The sequence below is a fragment of the Streptomyces sp. NPDC060184 genome (assembly GCF_042728795.1).
Lineage (GTDB): Bacteria > Actinomycetota > Actinomycetes > Streptomycetales > Streptomycetaceae > Streptomyces.
In genome coordinates this window covers 151,871-172,722 of record NZ_JBHWYX010000013.1, presented here as the reverse complement: position 1 = coordinate 172,722, position 20,852 = coordinate 151,871, and the positions used below count along the sequence as shown (strand labels likewise).

Here is a 20,852-nt window from a genome sequence, read left to right as displayed (position 1 = left end):
CACGCCGCCCGGCCGTCCGCGGCCGCTGAACCGGACCGCGAGCGCGGTCCGGCCCGCCGGGACGAACCGGCGGGCCGGACCTCCTCCGTCCTCGCTCCGTGAACGGTTCACGCGCCCACGAGAGGCCTGTCTCAGCTGGTGCTGCCGGTCAGGGCGATGCTCTGCAGGGTGCCGCTGAAACCGGAGACCTGCTCGGTCGCGTCCCACTTCCCGTCGGCGTGGCGCACGGTGTGCTTGATCTTTCCGTCCGCGGTGACGACGGCGGTCTGGAGTTCACCGTTGACCACCGTGGCGTCGACACCGGTGGTGATGTCGCGTCCGAGTTCGTCGCCCAGGTCGCCGAACTTGCTCCACGTACCGTCCGCCTTGCGGATGGCGTGCTTCTTCTCCCCCGTGACGCTGGTGATCACGATCTGGAGGTCGCCCGCGACGCTGGCGAAGGACATGCCGTTGACCTTGGCCGTCAGGCCGGTCGAGAGTCCGCTGACGGAGCCCCAGTCGGTGCTCCAGGTCCCGTCCGACTTGCGGATGCCGTGGTAGGCCTTGCCGTCGGCGGTGACGCCGACCTGCGTCTCGCCGCCGGAGGTATGGGCGACGGTCACCTGGGTGGCGTTGCCGAGGACGCCGAGCTTCGCGCTGACGTCGCCCCACTTCGACCAGACCTCGTCGGCGTCCTGGGTCGCGTGGTAGACGCGCCCGCCGGCCAGGCCGACGAGTGCGAGGCCGGTACCGGTGGAGGTGACAGCGATCCGCGTGAGGCCGGGCTTGTCGCCGAGTTCGGAGGTCAGGTCGCGGAAGGCGTCCCAGCCACCGGTGGCACGCCGGTTGGCCTCGTAGAGGTGGCCGTCGCCGCCGACGGCGAAGACGTAGTTCTTGCCCTTGATGGCGGCGTCCGCCGCGTACCCGATGTCCTGGATGGTGCCGGCGACGTTCTGCACGTTGCCGAAACCGGTCCAGTCGCCGTTGCTGTCGCGCATGGAGTGGTAGAGACCCGTGGAGGTCTTGGTGAGCATCTGCATGTACCAGACGTTCAGGGTAGAGGCGGTGTTCTCCGTGATCCAGGCCCGGATGTCGTCCACCCGTGAGGCGACCGCGCCGGTGCGGGTCTCGTCCGTTCCGAGACAGCCTCCCTGCCACGAGGTGCTGGCTATCGCGGCGAGTTCGGGCCGGCCGTTCACCTCGCGGAAGACGGGCGAGCCGGTGTCTCCCTTGCAGATGGGGGTGCCGTCGATGTCGACGCTGGTGGTCCCGACGGTCCCGACGGTGAGCGCGCCCGAGTGGAGGGTGTCGGGGACCCAGGTGTCCTTGGTCCGCCCGTACCCGGCGCTCTTCAGGGCCTCGCCCGCGGTGGGCGCGGTACTCGCGGGGTGCAGGAAGGAGGGGCCGGAGACCGGGCTGGCCAGCTTGGCCAGAACGAGGTCACGGTCGGTACGGGGAATCAGCTCCGTGATCTCCCGCACCTGGCCCGCGGTGCCGGTCAGGTCGGTACGTCCGATGGTGGCGGTGGACTTGAGCGCGGGCGCACCGGCCACCAGCGAGGTGGGCTGAGTGGGGTTGTCGACGAAGCAGCTCGAAGCGGTGATCATCCACTGGTTGTTGATGAGCGTGCCCGAACAGGAGCGCTCGCCGCCGACGTCGATCTTCGCGGTGAAGGTGTACATACCGCTGGTCGCGGCGTCACCGTCCATGGCCTGTGCCGGAGTGCCCAGGAGGGTGCCGGCCGAGACCGTCGCGGTGAGCAGCGCGGTGGCCCACGCGGTCCGTGAACGCGTGTCAGACATGACTGTTCCTAACAGGTCGAGTGGATCAGGGGCGGGTGTTGGCGCGCCGGCGGTTTACCGGACTGCTGCCCTCGGCTCGACGCTTCCGGAGAAAGCTCCTGACCGATGCGGTTCCGAGGGAGGCAGGATCAGCCTGTGACGCGGATCTCGACGAGTACTGACTGCACCCCGCCGACCGATCCTTCGCCGACCGGTTCGAAGCCGTCCTCCGCCACGTCCACCGTTGTGGTCTTCCCCGACGCGGTGAGATCGGCGCTGATGGGGTGGTCGGCTGCCTCGAGCGCGAAGACGCGCGGGAGCTGCATGGTCAGGTACCCGGTCGCTCCGGAGGCAACGAAGCAGTAGGTTCCCTGCCGCGTGGCTTCCGCATCCGCCACGGTGAGAACCCTGATCTGGTCGGCCGTTGCATCGCAGTCGGCGAGGAGGATGTGTCCGTCGCCCTTCTTCAGCTGGATGCCCTCCTCCGACAACACCGCGTCAGCATTCGGGTAGGAGAAATCCTCAACTGCGGGAGGAGGGGTGTCGGCGGTGACTGCGGTCGTTGCCGACGGCGACGTAAGGCTGTCGGCGGAGGCGGCCCAAGCCAGTCCGCTCCATGCCAGTGTCACTCCTATCGCGCCGGATACCAGCAGTCTGCGAGCACGAAAAACCATGGCGGCACCTTTTCTTCGAGATGAGGAGACTTCGAGTCGTCGAACGCCTAGCAGGATGTTTATTCACGAGTTCCTGGCCATAGGCGTGGCAAGAGTATGCAAATTTCCGGGCCTGTGTGGGTCGATTTTCTCGCCTGCCACATCATGGTCGGTCAAATGGTTGTGTTCGCCGCCCGGCCAAGGCCCCGAGTGTTGGACGTGATCTCAGTCCTGCACTGTTCTCGATCATGGAGACTTTGTGGAGGCTACACGTACGCGAAGTGGCCGTCAATGAAATTCTGAGGTGCCGGTCATTCTCTGCAAGGGTGCTGAGAGTGCGACAAATCGGGTGGCTGGATTACTGGGTGTAGTTTCAGGCGGGTGGCAACTCGGGGGAAATCTCGCAATCGTTGCCGACGGACCCATGTGTCGCCATCCGGCCATTCTGGCCAGGTGCAGGTGAAGTATTCGCGAAACGGTGCATAGTGCAATGCTGGCGTCCGGTGTGTACGGGGGTGGCGCCCATGGACACCTCCTTCGTCCGGCACATTCGTGCCCCGGGACCCTGGATTCCGTCCTGTGTCGACGCGGTTGTTCCTGGTGCTGACCGGCCGTCGGTATCGAAAGGCGTGGGCCGAGGTGGTGGCCGGATGGACCGGACAATTTTTCTGAACTCACCGCATCGTCGGCGGATGCGGACAGTGAAATTTGGCCAGGCTTCGAAAATTCCTCGTAAGTGCGGTCTCGGAGTGTCTATGCTCAACCAGTCCTGGGGGTGATGGGTTGCTTTCGTGCATCTGGGCGTCAGGCGCTACCGATATTGGTCCGAGGGGTCGTCTGGTGGATGCATGTGCAATCCGGTATGCGGGTTTCGTGTGGTGGGTGACGCGCTCGTGGCAGGCGCTTTCGAGCTGTCTGTCCACAATGCGGTGTACGTGGGCTTCCAAGGGATGTCCCATTTCCTGTGCTTCTTTGTGCCCTGGGCGGTAGTTTCCGAAATGAATCACGATGTGATAGGTGCGTCTTGCGAAAGAAACCAGGCATGAAGGACAGGGCCGGAGCGGGGTGGCCGTTCCGCGCGGTACGGACAGTGTCGGTGGCGACGGTGTCGCTGGCACTCGCGGCGGGATTGCTCGGCTTCGCACCGAGCGCCTCGGCGACCGCGGATGCCGACTCGGCCTACTCCGACGCCTACATTCCCCTGACGTCACGGGGCAAAGTCGTCGAGTTGTGGAAGTCCGGCGGTCCCGGACTCAAGGCGGCTGCCGAGGTCGCTCTCACCGGCAGCCCCGAGCAGGTCCGTCACTTCCTCGACGACGTGGCCGAAGACGTCTCCTATCAGGACAGCAGGGTTTCCGCGGCCCAGATCGCGGGGCTGGGCGGCCAAGTTCTTCAGGACGCGGCGCGCGAGGCGCTCTCCGGGACGCAGGCTGACCTGCAGGTGTTCCTGGAGACGGGCTGGAAGGCCCCCTTCGAGCAGGACCAGCGGGTGCGCGCCGCCCAGGTCATCGATGCTGGGGGCCCCAACATCCAGGCGGCCGGCCGTACCGCTCTCAACGGGACGGCCGAGGACGTGGCCAAGTTCCTTGACGACACCCAGTACAGCTGGCGCAGACAGGACGAGCGTGTCCAGGCGGCGCAGATCGTCAGCGCAGGAGGGACCAACGTACGCGCGGCCGGCCGGCTCGCGCTGAGCAGCACCGCCGACGACATCACCGAATTCATTGAAGTCGGCCAGTATGTGGCCCGCTCCCGCGACGAGGAACAGGCCACCGTGGCCGAACTCGCCGCCCAGGCCACTCTCGCGGGTAAGCGGGCGGCCGCGGAGACCGTAGCCGCCAAGGACGCTTCCGCGCGCGCGGTTTCCGCTGCCAAGCTGGCCAAGGAGGCCGCGCAGAAGGCCGCCGCGGAGACGGAGGCCGCCCAAGGCGACGCGCTGCACGCCGCGTCCTCGGCGGCAAGGGCCGCCTCGGCCGCGAAGCAGGCCGCCACAGCGGCGCAGGAGGCCATCGACGCCGCCCGCGCCGCGAACAACTCGGCCCGCATCGCAGCCAATGCCGCGGCCCAAGCGGCCTCCGCCGCCGCTGGCGCCGCGCAAGCCGCTTCTCGCGCACGTAGCGCGGCCGCCGACGCGGCGTCCGACGCGGGCAAGGCTGCAGACGCGCGCAAAGCCGCCGAGGATGCACGGACAGCAGCCAAGGGAGCCCGGCTCGCCGCTGACGCCTCCGAGCAGGCCGGCGTCGCGGCGACGGCCGCGATCGAAGCGGCGCAGGCCGCCCTGAGCGCGGGCGGCAACGCCAATGCCGCCGCCGACGCGGCCACACAGGCCGACGCATACGCCAACGCTGCTGGGGTGCACTCCGGCGAGGCCGCCAACGCAGCCGCCGCGACACGCCGCCACGCGGCGGAGGCCAACCGGGCCGCCGCCGCCGCTGAGGGGCTGGCCCGTAAGGCCGCGCAGGCCGCCGCCGAGTCACGCGACGCCGCCAACTCCGCCGCCGACCATGCGGAGAAGGCAGCCGCCGCCGCCGACGAGGCAGCCGATCACGCAGGGGACGCCGCCACCGCGGCGACGAAGTCCACCGCACATGCCGCAGCCGCCAAGGAAGCAGCGGACGTGGCGGTCGCCGCTGTCGGCAAGGCGAAGGACACACAGGCCCTCGCCCGCCAGATCGAAGCCGAGGAACTGACGGCCCGGACCAACCAGGGAATCGAGGAAGCCAGGACCCTGAAGGCCGAGGAGGAGCAGCGAGACGCCGAGGCGGACGCACAGGCGCAGGAATCCGTTGTCTTCGAGACGGAGATGACACGTCTGTCGGCCGAAGCTGACGCCCCGGACACGGAGTCCGCAGCCGTGGCCGCCGAGGGACGCGAGGCCGCCCTGCTCGCGATGAAGAGCCGGGGCGCCTGGAGCGTGGCCGCAGCCGAGCACGCTCTGTCAGGCAGCGACGCGGAGGTCCTCACCTATCTGCGTACCGGTTGGGTACGGGCGGCTCAGGAAGACGAACGGACCGCCGTCCACACCCTCGCCATCGACAGCGCACTGGGATCGGTCCGTGAGGCCGCGGCCACCGCACTCGACGGTACGCCCGAACAAGTGTCGTTCTTCTTGAAGCAGGGGCAGTACCAGGTCGCCGGCGAGGACTTGCGGGTGTACATCGCGCAGATCGTCTCCGCAGGGGGGCCGGTGGTCGGCGAGCGCGGACGCGCCGCGCTGGACACCGAGGACGTCCAGGCGTATCGGGCCTTCATCACCACCGGGCAGTACGCAGCCCGCGCCGAGGACGAGCGGGTCCGAGCGGCTCAGTTGATCGACCTCGGCGGCCCCGAACTGAAGTCCGCCGCCCGCGTCGCGCTGGAGGGGCCGACCGGTCTCCTGCACACCTTCATCGTCTCCGGTCAGTACACCGCGGTGCGCAAGGACGAACTTGCCGCCACTCACGTCGCGCAGGTCCAGCAGATCATCCTGCAGGCGGCCAAGACAGCGGCGACCGCTCAGAAGAACGCGGCGGAGGCGGGCAAGGCCGCCGCTACGGCGCGGAAGGCCGCGGCCGAGGCTGCGGCATACGCCCAGCAGGCGCAGGCATCCGCCACCGAGGCCAGTGGCTACGCCGAGCAGGCCGCCCAGTCGGCGAAGGACGCCGAGACGTCCGCGTCACGGGCTGCCGCGTCGGCGAGTTCCGCTCGGGACGCCGCGAACTCGGCGGACAAAGCAGCGGAGCGCGCCGCTGTCTCGGCGGTCGACGCTTCCGAGTCCGCGGGTCTGGCCAAGCGCTACGCGGGCAATGCCTGGCTGCACGCGAACGCGGCGGCCGACTCGTCGCATGAGGCGGGGGAGGACGCGACCGCTGCCAAGAAGGCGTTCGCCGACACGGTCGACATCATCGCGGCCAAGGCCGCTGCCGAGGAGGAAGCCCGGCGACAGGCGGCACTGGCCGCCGCTGATCCGGGCAAGCAGGCGCGTGACCTGTACCGCTGCGGAATCCTGGGCTGCGAGGCGATCGAGAACCCCGGCCGTTGGTGCCAGCACAACGAGGTCTACTGCGACATCCTCTCCAGAGGGCCGGCCATCAACGAGGCTGCCACCCAGGCATGGGAGTTCGAGAAGGACGTCCTCGGCCTCGGCTCGTTGGAGGACTGCGCCAACTACGATGTGATGGCCTGCCTACAGCTTGGGCAGGACACGCTCCTCAACACCAAGCTCAAGATGCTTGCCCGTACGGCCGACGCGCTGGCCGACCTGATGCGGGTATCGAAGTGCACCGAGTGCTTCCTCGCCGGAACCCAGGTTCTGATGGCCGACTCCTCACGAAAGGCCATTGAGGACGTCTGGGTGGGCGACGAGGTCGTCGCGACCGACCCGCTCACCGGGGAGACTGGTGGGCGTCGGGTCACGCGCCGGATCGTGACCGAGGACGACAAGAAGTTCAACGAACTGACGATTGCCGGCCCCGACGGCCGGGAGAAGCTCACCGCGACGTACGCGCACCCCTTCTGGAGCCCGTCGGAACACGCCTGGACGGCGGCGAGCGAGCTGACTCCTGGCACCACTCTGCTCAGCAGTGACCACAGCACGGTGAAGGTGATCGCCAACCGGGCCTTCGAGCGGTCGGCCCGCACGTACAACCTCACCGTCAGCGGTCTCCATACGTACTACGTGCTGGCGGGCGACGTGCCGGTACTGGTCCACAACAGTTCCTGCGGGGGTATCGCCCTTGGACTCAGTCAGTTGGACGACGATCCCATGGTCCTGCTGGAGTTCGCGGATTCGACAGGGACGAAGTCGTACCACGACTGGCCCTCGATGGGCGATAGGTGGGTAGAGGAGTTCAAGGGCTACGTCACCGATGGAACCACGGAGATACACTTCAATCTCTCCGGTATCGACAACCCCAGGGAAGCCGCCCGGATGGGTGCCGGTAGCGACCCGATCATGGACGGACATTCGACGGGGTGGGAGCTCGCCTACATCCGGGATCACCCGGAGAGCTGGGACCGCGTGACCTGGTACCGAGACGGGGTGGCGAATGAACCTAATCCCTTCCAGTGACAGGTCTGCCGACGGGCTGCCGTTCTCCCTGGCGGGCCGCTTCCGCCCCTGGCGGTTCGGTGTGAGCCACACGGAACTGGTGCTGCGCAGCGTCGCTCGTCCGAACGATGACGATGTCGTCGAGCTGGTGTTCCGCGGTGTCATAGGCATGACACTCAAGTCGGCCTACGACAGCGTCGTTCTCGCCGAGGCGAGCGATGCCCGTGCTGCCGAGATCCTGCGCTTCACCGGCGTGGCCGGACGACCTCAAGCGCAGCGGGTGCGATGCCTGACACTGGAACCGGAGTCCGAGGAGAGCTTCGTGGCCTGCGTCGGCTTCAGCGTCTGGTCCTATCCCGTGGACGGAGCGCCCGCCGCCATCGGGAAGTCCCGTACCGATGGCACCTTGCTTTTCCGGCAATAGCCACCGGAATGACCGCGTCGGCCCCTCCACCCGCATATCGGGTGGAGGGGCCGACGCGGTTGACGGCCTTCGACGACCCACGGACGTGTGGAGTGCACGCAGGCGCGGACCTCGGCACGTTCGTCGGCCGCCTTCGCCCCTTCCACGAGGCGAACAGGATGCGAACCGGGACAGGTCTTCCACACGTCGAGCCGTGCCCCGCCTCGCTGCCCCGATTCGAGCGCTGGAGAGGTCTGCCGGGCCGGCCGGCGAGGCGCACGGTCGCTGGGAACGCCCGAGGGCCGGTCCCTTCGAGATCGACCGGGTGGGGCCGACCCTCGGGCGGAGCCGGGCGCGGGAAGGCCGCGCCCGGTTCGTCGGGGGCGAAGTCCGGCCGTACGAAGAAGTAGGAGGGCCGGGCAAAAAACGAGGAACGGGCAGCGAGAGAGGTCCGGGCCGCCGGGACGAACCGGCGGGCCGGACCTCCTCCGTCGTCGTTCCGGCGACAGGGGGACCGGCAGCCCACGAGCACGCACAGCCGGGGTGCTGTCTTTCTTCCGCGGGACGGAGAAAATCGGAAACGCGCACATCTCGTGCAAATACACCGGGTTTTTTCGTGGGTGAGGGCGCGCAGGAGACGGTCCGAGTTGCTGGAATGGTGCGGAGTGGAATCCTCACCGTGGAATTGGGCGGTGAATTCAGGGATGCCCATGCCGCTTGTCCTGGGGAACGGGAATGTGGCGTGAACGGAGCCTCTGTGCAGTTCCTGACCGCGGGGAATCCGGGGCGGGTGCGCGTGCGTCCCGTGCCGGCCCACGCGATGGAGCCGCTGCGACCGGCATTCCGTCAATGTGGATGCATGTGACAAAGGGGACGTAACCGCAGGGTGTGGGCGACGGAGAGGCGGGGCTTTCGGGTGGGGCTTCCCCGGCACCGTGGAACTGGATGGGTATTCCATGGATGTGCAGTGTGGTTTCGCGTGGATCGCGTATGCGCGCGCCGCGCGCAATGCCGTGGACCGGGCCGGCGAATCGCCTCGGAATCGAACGTTCGTCGGGTGGTGAACCGTCCTGGGTTGCCCTTCGTTCGGGTCTTTTGGACGCCGGGGTTGATGCGGGGTGAACCCCGCATGGACTCTGCGGGAATTCACGGAAGTGGGGCGGGGGAGCGTGGGCGCGCGCCGTTCCTGTGATGCGGGGGCGGTGCGGCGCGGAACGGGGAGAAGCGGACTCTGGTGACGTATGCCTCATCGGGGTGGTGTCGGCAATGTCTGTATGAATGCTGATCGGCGTGGAAGGTCGGCCGTCGGCGGTCTGCGGGTCGGTGATGCCGGACGGGCCGCATGGCCGCCCGAAGGGGGATTTTCCGGACTGGCGGACGCGGCGTGCGGATCCGCATTCCTTTCCGGGTGCCGGGTCGGAATCGAATCGAAAAATGGCATTCGGCTGCACAAGGACTGTCAATACGTGCAATGTGGGCCCATGACTTTTTTGTCGCCTGCCCCGGTGAATTTAAGTTCCCTGGAATGGGGAGGCGAAAGCTATGCTCTCCTGGCGTTCGGCGGTCAAAGCCGAAACTTCGGTGATGGGGGTGCCGTTCCGTGGAGACCGATGACCGGTAAGGGATGTGGGGAATTCGCGCACACGGTCTCCGGCCTTTCGGCGCCCTCTGTGCGCGGTGTGCCGGAATCGCGCGCCGACCGGGCCCGCACCTCGGGGACGGACCGGCGCGGGATGCCGGACCGTCCCTGGTCCGTGGACCCGCGTCGGCTCACGGCCGCACTCCGCGCGCTCGTCGAACCCCCCACGACAAGGAGCGATGGAGCATGAGAAGAAGAGACCGGCACCCTCGGACGGGGTGGGGTGTCAGCGGCGTACGACGGCTCGGCCTGTCCGTACTGCCGCTGGCCCTCGTCGCCGCCCTGTGCGGTACCTCGCCCGCCTGGGCGGCGACGGCGGACGACGGGGCGCAGCCGGGCGACCTGCCCGGCAGCGACCGCGCCCGCGTGGTCGAGCTGTGGCGTACCGGCGGTCCCGGCACCAGGGCAGCGGCAGAGGTCGCGCTGACCGGCAGTGACGAGGAGGTCCAGCAGTTCCTGGACGTCGACGCCGCGGAGACCACGGTCCAGGACGAGAGGGTCGCGACGGCCCAGGTCGCGAGCATCGGAGGGCAGAGCCTGCTCGACGCGGCCCGTACGGCCCTGTCGGGAGACGCGGAGCAGCTCTCGGCCTTCCTCGCGGACGGCTGGCAGGCTCCGCTGGAGCAGGACCAACGGGTGGCGATCGCCCAGATCGTGGACGCGGGTGGACCCAACGTCCAGGAGAAGGGCCGACTGGCGCTGGCCGGTACGGCGGAGGACCGTCAGGCGTTCCTGGAGGACCAGCAGTACGTCCAGCAGGAACAGGACGAACGCGTCGAGGTCGCGCAGCTCTACGGCACCGGCGGAGCCAACGTGAAGGCGGCGGCCCGGCTCGCGCTCAGGGGCACGGCCGTCGACATCCACGAGTTCCTGACCGTCGGCCAGTTCGTGGCCCTGGCACGCGACCAGGAGATGGCCTCCGTCGCGGAACTGGCGGACCAGGCGGACAAGGCGGGCCGGCTGGCCGCGTCCGAGACCAAGAAGGCCGAGGACGGCGCTGCCCGTGCCGCGGCTGCCGCGGAACTGGCCAAGAAGGCCGCGCAGAAGGCCGCCGCCGAGACCGAGGCCGCCAAGAACGACACCCTGCACGCCGCCTCGGCCGCGGCCCGTGCCGCGTCCGCCGCGAAGCAGGCGGCGGCAGCGGCGCAGCAGGCGATCAGCGCCGCCCGGGCCGCCAACACCTCCGCGCGGGTCGCGGCCAACGCCGCGGCCCAGGCCGCCGCCGCTGCCGCGGGTGCCGCACAGGCGGCCTCCAAGGCGCGGAACGCGGCGGCCGACGCCGCGACCGACGCCGGCAAGGCGTCCGCCGCACGTGAGGCCGCCGAGCAGGCCCGCGACGCGGCCAAGGGCGCCCGCTGGGCCGCCGACGCGGCCGGCCAGGCGGGCACCGCCGCGACCCAGGCCGGAATCGCCGCCAGGGCCGCTTCGGGGGCAGGCGCGAACGCCGACGCGGCAGCCGACGCCGCCGACCAGGCGAACGCCTACGCCGACCAGGCCGGGGCACACTCCGGCGAGGCCGCGCGGGCCGCGGCCGAGACCCGCCGTCACGCGGGCGAGGCCACCCGGGCCGCGAACGCGGCGGAGGCCCTCGCCAACCGTTCGGCAGCCGCCGCGGGCGAAGCCCGCGCCGCTGCGCTGTCCGCCGCCGAGCACGCCGAGAACGCGGCCGACGCCGCGGACGAGGCGGCGGAGCACGCGGGTGAGGCAGCCACCGCGGCCAAGGAGTCCGCCGCCCACGCGGCGGCGGCGAAAGAGGCCGCGGACGCGGCGACCGCCGCGGTGGAGAAGGCCGAGGACACCTACGACCTCGCTCGCCAGATCGAGGCCGAGGAGCTGGCCGCCCGTACCAACGACGGCATCGACCACGCCAGGGACCTCAAGGAGCAGGAGGACCAGAGCAAGGCCGAGCAGGCCGATCTGGCCGACCGCACCGACCAGTTGCGCACCCGGGCCGGGGAACTCGCCGCCTCGGCGGACGCGCCCGGCGCGGACCTGGCGGCAGTCACCCAGCAGGGCCGCGTCATGGCGGTCGAAGCGATGAAGATCCGCGGCCCCTGGAGCCGCGCGGCGGCCTCCACGGCTCTCGCGGGCGACGAGGAGGACGTCCTCGCCTACCTGCGCACCGGCTGGACCCAGGCCGAGCGCATGGACACCCGCGCCGAGGTCGAGGAGCTGTGGGTCAACTCGCCCTCCCCGGACCTGCGCACGGCGGCCGAGGAGAGCCTGGCGGGCACCGACGCCGACATCGCCGACTTCCTCACCGACGGCCAGTTCGAGGCGGTCGCCGGGAAGCTGCGCGTGTACACCGCCCAGCTCGTCTCCGCGGGCGGCCCCGTCGTCGCGGAAAGGGGGCGGGCGGCCCTGAACGCGGGCACGACCGACGCCCTGCGTGACTTCGTGACGTCCGGTCAGTACGAGGCGCGCAGCGAGGACGAACGAGTCCGTGCCGCCCAGCTGATCGAGACCGGCGGTCCCGAGGTGCGGTCCGCCGCCCGCATCGCCCTGGAGGGCCCGTACTCGCTGCTGCACACCTTCATCCAGACCGGCCAGTTCATGGCCGCGCAGAAGGACCAGCTGGCGGCGACCCACGTGTCCCAGGTGGACGGTGTGATCGCGGGAGCGTGGCAGATCGCCGCGACCGCGCAGCAGAACGCCTTCCTCGCGGCAGAGGCCGCGGCCGACGCCCGCCAGTCGTACCAGGAGGCGCAGGACGCCGCCGACGACGCGGAGGAGTCGGCGAGGAAGGCCGAAGGGTACGCCGAGGACGCGAACCGCTCGGCCGATGCCGCGGAGGCGTCCGCGACGCAGGCACGGAACTCCGCGAACACGGCGCGTCAGGCACAGGCCGAGGCCAACAGCGCGGTGACGCGTGCCGTCGACTCCGCCGCGCACGCCCAGCGTTCTTCGGAGATCGCCCAGGCTTCGGCGGCGGAGGCGAACGCCTCCGCCGAGGAGGCACGCGCGTCCAAGCTGGCCGCGGGTGAGGACAAGAAGGCCGCCCAGAAGGCGTTCGCCGACGCCCTCACCGCCGCGGTGGAGAAGAAGAAGGAGGAGACGGCCCGCTGGGAGAAGCTGAAGAAGCAGTACCTGGCCGACCACCCGCTGGAGGAGCCGGACGACAACGACTGGATTCCCGACTGGCTGGAGGACACCACCAGCAAGGTCGTCGACTACGGAGAGGCCATCTTCACCAGTCCCGACCTGTGGATCGGGGCCGCGGAGACCGGTGGGTCCATCTTCCTCATGGGCTTCGGGGCGGACACGGCCATCGCCGGTGGCGCGATCTGCATCACCGGGATCGGCTGCCTCGCGGGTGCGCCCGCGATCGCCGCGGGGTCGGGTCTGGTGGTCGCCGGGGCGTACGGAGCCTCCGACGGGATCGAACGCTTCGACGAGGGGCTGCGGACCGCGCTGCGGAACGCGGGCAATTCCACCGGCCGTACCTCGGCCGGAGGCTCCAACGAGGCCCGTGCCATGGACCTCGTCAAGGAGTACCCCGAATACGGGAACCAGCTGCCGACCGTCATGAAGGATCCACGCTGGCCCGCGGAGGACGGCTGGGTCAAGATGGAGCAGACCGTCGACGAGGTCGAGATCCACTACGTGTGGAACACGAAGACCCGCCAGGCGGAGGACTTCAAGTACAAGGACCGCTCCCAGTGAGCCGGTTCGCGCGAGGGGACGAGGCGGGGCGATGACGGAACCGGAGCACGAGGGGCTGCCCACGGGCTGGCCGGAGGACGCCTGGCCCCCGGGAACCCGGGTCCGGGTCGTCCAGGACCCCGCCTGGGACGGCCCCTGGCCGGTGGAGTTCTGGGGCACGGTGGACGGCCCGGAGCCCCCGGCTCCCGTGGAGCACGCCATGGCGGCCGACGGGGAGCTGGCGTACTGGGTCGATTTCGACCGTCCGCAGATGGACAGTGAGGGTGCCGGCCCGTACCGCAAGGCGCGGATCTGGGGCAGGTACCTGAGAACGGAGAAGGACGGCTGACCCGGCGTCGGGCCGTCCGGTGACCGGGCCCCCTTTCCCGTGCGGCAGGCGCGGGGGAAAGGGGGCCCGGGGCGTCGTCGCGGGGGAAAGGGGGCCCGGGTCGTCGTCGCGGCCGGGCGCCCGGAGGACGACGGAGGTCCGGCCCGCCGAAACGAATCGGCGGACCGGACCTCGGGTGTCGCGGGACCGGGGGGGCGTACCGGCGTACGTGTCAGTGCACCGGCACGGCAGGCGGCTGCTGCTCCTCGCCCTCGTCGGCCAGCCGCTCCAGACCGCTCTTGGTCTTGAGCGGCTTCTCCTTGATGAAGAGGACGGCGACCAGCGCGAGGAGCGCGAAGGGCGCACCGGCGAGGAAGACGGAGCCCGTCGCCACGCCGTACGCGTTCTCCACGATCACGCGGGCCGATTCGGGCAGGGTCGCGAGGTCCGGGATCGCGCCGCCGGAGTCACCGCCGGAGGCGGCGCCGCCGAAGCCCTTCTCCAGCTCCGAGGCGACCCGGTGGCTGAGCACCGCGCCCAGCGCGCTGGTGCCCACCGCGCCGCCGAGGCTGCGGAAGAAGGAGAGCGTGGAGGTCGCCGAGCCCAGCTCGGCGGCGGGCACGTCGTTCTGGGCGGCGAGGACCAGGTTCTGCATCAGCATGCCGACACCGATGCCGAGGACGGCCATGCAGGGGGCGATGACGAGGAAGGACGTACCGGCGCCGATCGTGGAGAGCAGGCACATGCCGGCCGTCATGATGACGCCGCCGGAGACCAGGAACGCCTTCCACTTGCCGCGCCGGCTGATGATCTGCCCGGCGACGGTGGTGGAGACCATCAGGCCGAGGATCATCGGCAGGCTCATCAGCCCGGCGATCGTCGGGGACTTGCCCAGCGAGATCTGGAAGTACTGCGAGAGGAAGACGGTGCCGCCGAACATGGCCACACCGACGAGGAAGCTCGCCACGGTGGTCAGGGAGACGGTCCGGTTGCGGAAGATGCTCAGCGGGATCATCGGTTCCTGGACCTTCGACTCGACCAGGACGGCGAGCGCGATCAGGACGGCACCGCCGATGACGAGCGCGGCGGACGGGCCGGAGACCCAGTCGAACTCCGAGCCGCCGAGGGTCACCCAGAGCAGGAGGGCGCTGACCCCGGCCATGATGAGGAAGGCGCCGAGGTAGTCGATCTTCGCCTCGCGGCGGACGACGGGCAGCTTCAGCGTCTTCTGCAGCAGGACGATGGCGAGCAGCGCGAACGGTATGCCGATGAAGAAGCACCAGCGCCAGCCGAGCCACGAGGTGTCGACGAGCACGCCGCCGATCAGCGGCCCCGCGACCGTGCCGACCGCGAAGACGGCGCCGAAGACGCCGGAGAACTTGCCGAGTTCACGCGGCGGGATGATCGAGGCCATCACGACCTGGGCGAGCGCGGTGAGACCACCGGCGCCGATGCCCTGGAGCACCCGGCTGATGATGAGCACGGTGACGCTGTGCGAGAAGCCCGCGACGAGCGAGCCGACGACGAACATCGACAGCGAGAGCTGGATCAGCAGCTTCTTGTCGTACAGGTCGGAGAGCTTGCCCCAGACCGGCACGGTCGCGGTCATCGCCAGCAGCTCGGCGGTGACCACCCAGGTGTACGAGGACTGGCTGCCGTGCAGGTCGGTGATGATGCGCGGCAGCGCGTTGGCGACGACCGTCGAGGCGAGGATCGCCACGAACATACCGGCCATGAGACCGGACATGGCCTGGATGATCTGGCGATGATTCATGGATGAGGACGACCGGGCTTCGGGCGTCACGGCAGCGGACATCGGCTGGCGTACCTCTTGTTTCTGATGGTGCGGCCGTCTCCGGGGGAGCGGCGGGTGCGGAAGGAGCGGGTCGGCCCGGGGCGGGCCGCCGGGGGCGTGACGGTTCGACGTCCCCGTCACTCGCCGAGGCCGGCGGTGAGTTTGTCGAACGCCTCGTCGTAGAGGGTCAGGAAGGAGCGGGACCGGCCGGTGGCGGTCCAGATCTCCACGGCGGCCCGGACGGTGGCGATGGTGGCGTGCACCAGCAGCCGGGGGCGCAGGTCGGTCTTGGGGTCCTGGCCGAGGCGCTCGGCCACGGCCGCGATGAGCGCTTCCTCGTCGGCGCCGCGCGCGGCGAGGAAGCGGGGGAAGAGCGCCGGGGTGCGGTCCAGCACGGTGCACTGGAGCTCCCACCGCTCCGGCGCGTCCTCGATGTGGGCCAGTTCCTCCCCGAGCACCCGGCGGAGCACGGCGAGCGGGCCGAGGCCGGCCGGTGCCGAGAGCACCGCGGCGCGGGTCCGTACGCCGCTGTCCGGGTCGGGGACGAGGATCGCGTCGTCGAGGTGGGCGAAGTAGTTGAAGAAGGTCCGTACCGAGACTCCGACCGCCGCGGTGACCGCTTCCACCGTCACCTGGTCGAGACCGTGCTCGGCCGCCATGCGCAGGGCCGTGTCGGCCAGCGCTTCGCGGGTCGCGCGCTTCTTGCGCTCGCGCAGGCCGGGAGGCGGCGGGGGAGAGGGGGTCACGAAGATGCATGCTATGCAAAAGTGCACAGTCTGCAAAGTTCATTCTTTTCGCGACGATCCCCGGCTCCGGCCGATGAGTTACCGGCGTGTGGGCCGTCTACCTCTTCACAAGCGCGCGGAAGCGGAGCCGGGGCGGCGGGGCCGTCGAAAGGGCTTCGCGCGCCGGACGGACCGCCGCCGAACCCCGGCGGCGTCGCGACGGAGGAGTGGGACCACCATGGAAAAGATGATCTTCGTGAACCTTCCGGTGAAGGACCTGGACGTCAGCAAGGCATTCTTCGAGAAGCTCGGCTACCACTGCAACCCCGGCTTCACCGACGAGCACGCCGCCTGCGTCGTCATCAGCGACGCGATCTACGCCATGCTGCTCACCGAGCCGCGCTTCAAGGACTTCACCACCAAGGAGATCGTGGACGCCGAGAAGTCGACCGAGGTCATCCTCTGTCTCAGCGCGGAGAGCCGCGCCGAGGTGGACGAGACCGTCGACGCGGCACTGGCCGCCGGAGGCTTCCCGGCGGGCGGGACCCAGGACTACGGCACGATGTACGGCCGTTCCTTCCAGGACCCCGACCACCACGTCTGGGAGGTCATGTGGATGGACCCGGCCGCCGTCGCCGAGCGCTCCTGACGCTCCCGGGGGCTGTCAGAGCCCCGGGTACGTCACCCCGGTGAGCTGCTGGGAGGCCGACCAGAGCCGCTCGCCCGCCACGTCGTCGCGGGTGCGCCGCGCCCGCCAGGACGGGGCCGGCGCACCGCGCCACCCCAGCCGCCCCGGTCCGGTGAAGGAGTCGGGGCGGACCCCGGGCGCCGTCGCCGCGTACAGCACGGGCAGCGCCCCGGCCGTGGCGGTCTGCGCGAGCAGCAGGTTGCCGAGCCCCATCACCCGTTCCCTGAAGGGGCGCCGCTCGAGACGGGGCCCCGCCTTCGTCAGGTTGGTGGAGGCGTACCCGGGGTGGGCGGCGGCTGCCACGATCGGCGAACCGGACCGCGCCAGCAGCCGCGCGAACTCGTGGACGAAGAGCAGGTTGGCCGACTTGGACGCGCCGTAGGCGATCCAGCGCCGGTAGTCGTGCTCGCTGTTGAGGTCGCCCATGTCGATGTCGGCCAGCGCGTGCAGCCCGCTCGACACCGTCACCACCCGGGCCTTCCCGGCGGCGCGCAGGGCGGGCAGCAGCAGTCCGGTCAGGGCGAAGTGCCCGAGGTGGTTGACCCCGAACTGCGTCTCGAAGCCGTCGGCGGTCCGCCCGTACGGCAACGCCATCACGCCCGCGTTGTTGACGAGCAGGTCGATCCGGTCCGGGGCGTGCGAGGCCGCGAACTCCCGTACGGAGGCCAGGTCCGCCAGGTCCAGCGGCACGAACGCCACGTCCGCCCCGGACACCGCCCGCCGGATGCGGTCCGCCGCGCCTTCCCCGCGCTCCTCGTCACGGCAGGCGAGCAGCACCCGGGCGCCGTGCCGGGCCAGCTCGCGTGCGGTGACGAGGCCGAGACCGCTGTTCGCCCCGGTGACCACCGCCGTGCGGCCGGTCTGGTCGGGGATGTCGCGCGTGTTCCAGCCCTGCATCATGGGCCCCAGGGTACGACCGGCGGAACGGGCCGACGCACACCGGGCGCGCGGCTGGAGCCCGGCGGGCCAGGGCCGGACGGGGCACCGGTGGTCGCCGCCCCGGCCCCGATCCGCCGGACCTCGCCGGCGTGCCCCCGGCCCCGATCCACCGGCCCCCGTCTACGCCTCCCGGAGCTCGAACGCCTCCACCGCCACCTCGTCGTCGTCCAGGCAGGCCCCCGTCGCGAGGTCGAAGCGCTGCTTCAGCAGCGGCGAGGCGACGAACGGCCGCCCCCCGGCCGAACCGACCAGCCCGCGCGAGAGGACGTACGCCCCCGTGAACGGGTCCCGGTTGTCGATCGCGTACGCGCGTCCCGCCCGGTCCAGGAACACCGCCACCTGCCGCCCGTCCGGCAGCAGCGCCGCCACCCCGCGCCCGGGGTCCAGCAGGGAACGCTCGCAGAGGGTGAACCAGCCGCCTTCGAAGGCGAGTTGCACCACCGTCGTGAGGTCCGGGGCGGGCGCGTGGGCCGTGGTCGTCGCAGTCATCAGGATGCGGTCCCTTCCAGCGTACGGATGGCGAGCACCGGGCCCGCGAGGATGTCCAGGTCGGGCTTGACCTGGTCGCGCTCCGACACGAACCGCACCGAGGGGTCCGGGGCGTCGGGCGCGTTCACGAAGGTCACGAACCGGCGCAGCCGCTCCGGGTCGTTGATGGTCTCGGCCCACTCGTCGCGGTACCCCGCGACGTGGTCCGCCATCATCCGCTCCAGCTCGTCGCAGAGCCCGAGCGAGTCGTGGACCACCACGTCCCGCACGTGGTCGAGGCCGCCCTCGATCCGGTCCAGCCAGGTCGAGGTGCGCTCCAGCCGGTCCGCCGTGCGGATGTAGAACATCAGGAACCGGTCGATCAGGCGCACGAGTTCGGCGTCCGAGAGGTCCTGGGCGAGCAGGTCCGCGTGGCGCGGGGTGGCTCCGCCGTTGCCGCCGACGTAGAGGTTCCAGCCCCCGGCGGTGGCGATGATCCCGAAGTCCTTGCCCCGGGCCTCCGCGCACTCGCGGGCGCACCCGGAGACCGCCGACTTGAGCTTGTGCGGGGAGCGCAGGCCCCGGTAGCGCAGCTCCAGGTCGATCGCCATCTTCACCGAGTCCTGCACGCCGTACCGGCACCAGGTCTGCCCCACGCAGGACTTGACCGTCCGCAGCGACTTCCCGTACGCGTGCCCCGACTCGAACCCGGCGTCCACCAGGCGCGTCCAGATGAGCGGGAGCTGGTCGACGCGGGCGCCGAACAGGTCGATCCGCTGGCCGCCGGTGATCTTCGTGTACAGCCCGAAGTCGCGGGCCACCTCGCCGATCACGATCAGCTTCTCCGGCGTGATCTCGCCGCCCGGGATGCGCGGCACGATCGAATAGGAGCCGTTCTTCTGGAGGTTGGCGAGGAAGTGGTCGTTGGTGTCCTGGAGCGCCGCCTGTTCACCGTCCAGCACATAGCCGCTGGCGCCCACCGTGGGGGCGAGCGAGGCGATGATCGAACCGACGGTCGGCTTGCAGACCTCGCAGCCGTCACCGCCGCGCGCCGCCTCGCGGCCGTGCGCGTCGAGCAGTTCCGCGAAGGTGGTGATGCCCAGGGTGCGCACGATCTCGTACAGCTCGCCGCGGGTGCGGGCGAAGCAACCGCACAGGCCGGCGTCCTGGGCCTGCGGCAGCAGCTGGCCGATGACCTTGACGCAACTCCCGCAGCCCGTACCGGCCTTGGTGCACTTCTTCACCTCGGGCAGGGTGGTGTGCTCGCAGATCGCGCCCTTGGTCACGTTGTGGCAGGAGCAGATCACGGCCTCGTCCGGCAGCGCGGACGGGCCCAGCGCGACCGGGCCGCCCGCACCCGCCGGGAGCACCAGCTGCTCCGGCGGCACCGGCAGGACCGTGCCCGTCATCGGGCGCAGCGTGCCGTACTGCTCGGCGTCCCCGACCAGCACCCCGCCGAGCAGGGTGCCGTCCGCGCCGATCACCAGCTTCTTGTAGACCCCCGAGCGGGAGTCCGCGTACACCACGTCGAGGCAGCCCTCGGCGGCGCCGTGCGCGTCACCGAAGGAGGCCACGTCCACGCCGAGCAGCTTCAGCTTGGTCGACAGGTCCGCCCCGGTGAACGCCGCCTCCCGGCCCGCGATCACCCCGGCGGCGGTCACCGCCATCTCGTAACCCGGCGCCACCAGCCCGTACACCCGGCCGTCCGAGGCGAGCGCGCACTCGCCGATGGCGAAGACCGCCGGGTCGGAGGTGCGGCACTCCTCGTCGACGACGATCCCGCCGCGCGGACCGACCTCCAGACCGCAGTCGCGGGCCAGCTGGTCGCGGGGCCGGACGCCCGCCGAGAACACCACCAGGTCGGTCGCGAGCGTCGAACCGTCCGAGAGCGCCATGCCGTCGACGGCGCCGTCCTCCCCGGTGGTCACCTCCTGGGTGCCGACGCCCGTGTGGACGCTCAGCCCCATGGACTCGATGGTGCGCAGCAGCGCCGCGCCGCCGCCCTCGTCCACCTGGACCGGCATCAGCCGGGGCGCGAACTCCACCACGTGGGTCTCCAGGCCGAGCCCCTTGAGCGCCCCGGCCGCCTCCAGACCGAGCAGCCCGCCGCCGACCACCGCGCCGGTCCGCGCGTTCTTCGCGTACGCCTCGATGGCGAGCAGGTCCTCGATGGTGCGGTAGACGAAGCAGCCCTCCGCGTCCTTGCCGGGCACCGGCGGGACGAACGGGAAGGAGCCGGTGGCCAGTACCAGCGTGTCGTACCCGAAGGTGAGCCCGGACCGCGAGGTGACCGTACGGCCCTCGCGGTCGACGGACTCGGCCGGGTCGCCGACGTGCAGCTCGATGCCGTGGGTCTCCATGAACCCGGCCTCGACCATGGAGAGCTCGTCGGCCGACGTGCCGGAGAAGTACGAGGTCAGGTGGACCCGGTCGTACGCGGGGCGGGGCTCCTCGCAGAGCACGACCACCCGGGGGCCGCCGGCCGCCGGGGTCAGGCCCCGGTCCACGAGCGCCTCCAGGAAACGCTGGCCGACCATGCCGTGGCCGACGACGACGATCGTGTGCGCCGGGGTGATCGCCGAGGCCGCTTGCGCGGGGGTGGTCGCGGCAGCCGGGGAAACGGCGGTGGCGGGTGAAGTCGGGAAAGGGGACACCGGCATCTCAGAGGCCTCCGTCGTCGGTGGGCGGGTGGAGCGGGGACGCACCGGCGGGAGCCGCCTGGGAGCCCCTGCCGGACGCGGCCGGACCGCACCGGCCGCTCGTCGTCATGGCCCCGACGATGG

12 protein-coding genes are annotated in these 20,852 nt (G+C 70.6%); 5 read left to right on the top strand and 7 right to left on the bottom strand.

All coding sequences use genetic code 11. The features are described from left to right. Positions 1 to 131: 131 nt before the first annotated feature. Both ACFWEE_RS11915 and ACFWEE_RS11910 read right to left on the bottom strand, forming a co-directional pair. Positions 132 to 1,781, bottom strand: coding sequence for a trypsin-like serine protease (locus tag ACFWEE_RS11915; RefSeq protein ID WP_386888460.1), 1,650 nt, complete (start codon positions 1,779 to 1,781; stop codon positions 132 to 134). 128 nt (positions 1,782 to 1,909) lie between these two features. Further along, positions 1,910 to 2,434 (bottom strand): hypothetical protein, encoded by a 525-nt coding sequence (locus ACFWEE_RS11910; RefSeq protein WP_386888459.1) that lies wholly within the window; start codon positions 2,432 to 2,434, stop codon positions 1,910 to 1,912. A gap of 1,021 nt (positions 2,435 to 3,455) precedes the next feature. On the opposite strand from ACFWEE_RS11910, the gene ACFWEE_RS11905 reads away from it, so the two are divergent. From ACFWEE_RS11905 to ACFWEE_RS11890, 4 genes are all read left to right on the top strand, one after another. Continuing rightward, positions 3,456 to 7,463: a polymorphic toxin-type HINT domain-containing protein gene (locus ACFWEE_RS11905; RefSeq protein ID WP_386888458.1), complete on the top strand. Its 4,008-nt coding sequence runs from the start codon at positions 3,456 to 3,458 to the stop codon at positions 7,461 to 7,463. Continuing rightward, positions 7,441 to 7,866, top strand: a complete 426-nt coding sequence (locus ACFWEE_RS11900) for a hypothetical protein (RefSeq protein ID WP_386888457.1) — start codon at positions 7,441 to 7,443, stop codon at positions 7,864 to 7,866. Before ACFWEE_RS11905 ends, ACFWEE_RS11900 begins: the two co-directional genes overlap by 23 nt. 1,804 nt (positions 7,867 to 9,670) lie before the next feature. After that, positions 9,671 to 13,147 (top strand): chemotaxis protein, encoded by a 3,477-nt coding sequence (locus ACFWEE_RS11895; protein ID WP_386888456.1) that lies wholly within the window; start codon positions 9,671 to 9,673, stop codon positions 13,145 to 13,147. A gap of 31 nt (positions 13,148 to 13,178) precedes the next feature. After that, a complete protein-coding gene (locus ACFWEE_RS11890; RefSeq protein ID WP_386888455.1) occupies positions 13,179 to 13,475 on the top strand; it encodes a ferrous iron transport protein A in 297 nt (98 codons plus the stop codon). Positions 13,476 to 13,686: 211 nt separating this feature from the next. Here the strand turns inward: ACFWEE_RS11890 and ACFWEE_RS11885 are convergent, their stop codons facing one another. Further along, on the bottom strand, positions 13,687 to 15,270 hold the full coding sequence (locus ACFWEE_RS11885; protein WP_386888454.1) for an MDR family MFS transporter: 1,584 nt from the start codon (positions 15,268 to 15,270) through the stop codon (positions 13,687 to 13,689). Positions 15,271 to 15,386: 116 nt separating this feature from the next. Further along, positions 15,387 to 15,995 (bottom strand): TetR/AcrR family transcriptional regulator, encoded by a 609-nt coding sequence (locus ACFWEE_RS11880; RefSeq protein WP_386888453.1) that lies wholly within the window; start codon positions 15,993 to 15,995, stop codon positions 15,387 to 15,389. A gap of 217 nt (positions 15,996 to 16,212) precedes the next feature. Between ACFWEE_RS11880 and ACFWEE_RS11875 the strand changes: the two genes are divergently transcribed. After that, positions 16,213 to 16,623, top strand: a complete 411-nt coding sequence (locus ACFWEE_RS11875) for a VOC family protein (protein WP_386888452.1) — start codon at positions 16,213 to 16,215, stop codon at positions 16,621 to 16,623. Between the two features lie 15 nt (positions 16,624 to 16,638). On the opposite strand, the gene ACFWEE_RS11870 is transcribed toward ACFWEE_RS11875, so the two are convergent. The 3 genes from ACFWEE_RS11870 to nirB all read right to left on the bottom strand — a co-directional run bounded on the left by ACFWEE_RS11870 (position 16,639) and on the right by nirB (position 20,729). Next, a complete protein-coding gene (locus ACFWEE_RS11870) occupies positions 16,639 to 17,562 on the bottom strand; it encodes an oxidoreductase (protein ID WP_386888451.1) in 924 nt (307 codons plus the stop codon). A gap of 159 nt (positions 17,563 to 17,721) precedes the next feature. Continuing rightward, positions 17,722 to 18,090, bottom strand: coding sequence for a nitrite reductase small subunit NirD (gene nirD, locus ACFWEE_RS11865; protein ID WP_386888450.1), 369 nt, complete (start codon positions 18,088 to 18,090; stop codon positions 17,722 to 17,724). Next, positions 18,090 to 20,729: a nitrite reductase large subunit NirB gene (nirB, locus tag ACFWEE_RS11860; RefSeq protein WP_386888449.1), complete on the bottom strand. Its 2,640-nt coding sequence runs from the start codon at positions 20,727 to 20,729 to the stop codon at positions 18,090 to 18,092. Before nirB ends, nirD begins: the two co-directional genes overlap by 1 nt. Between the last annotated feature and the right edge of the window lie 123 nt (positions 20,730 to 20,852).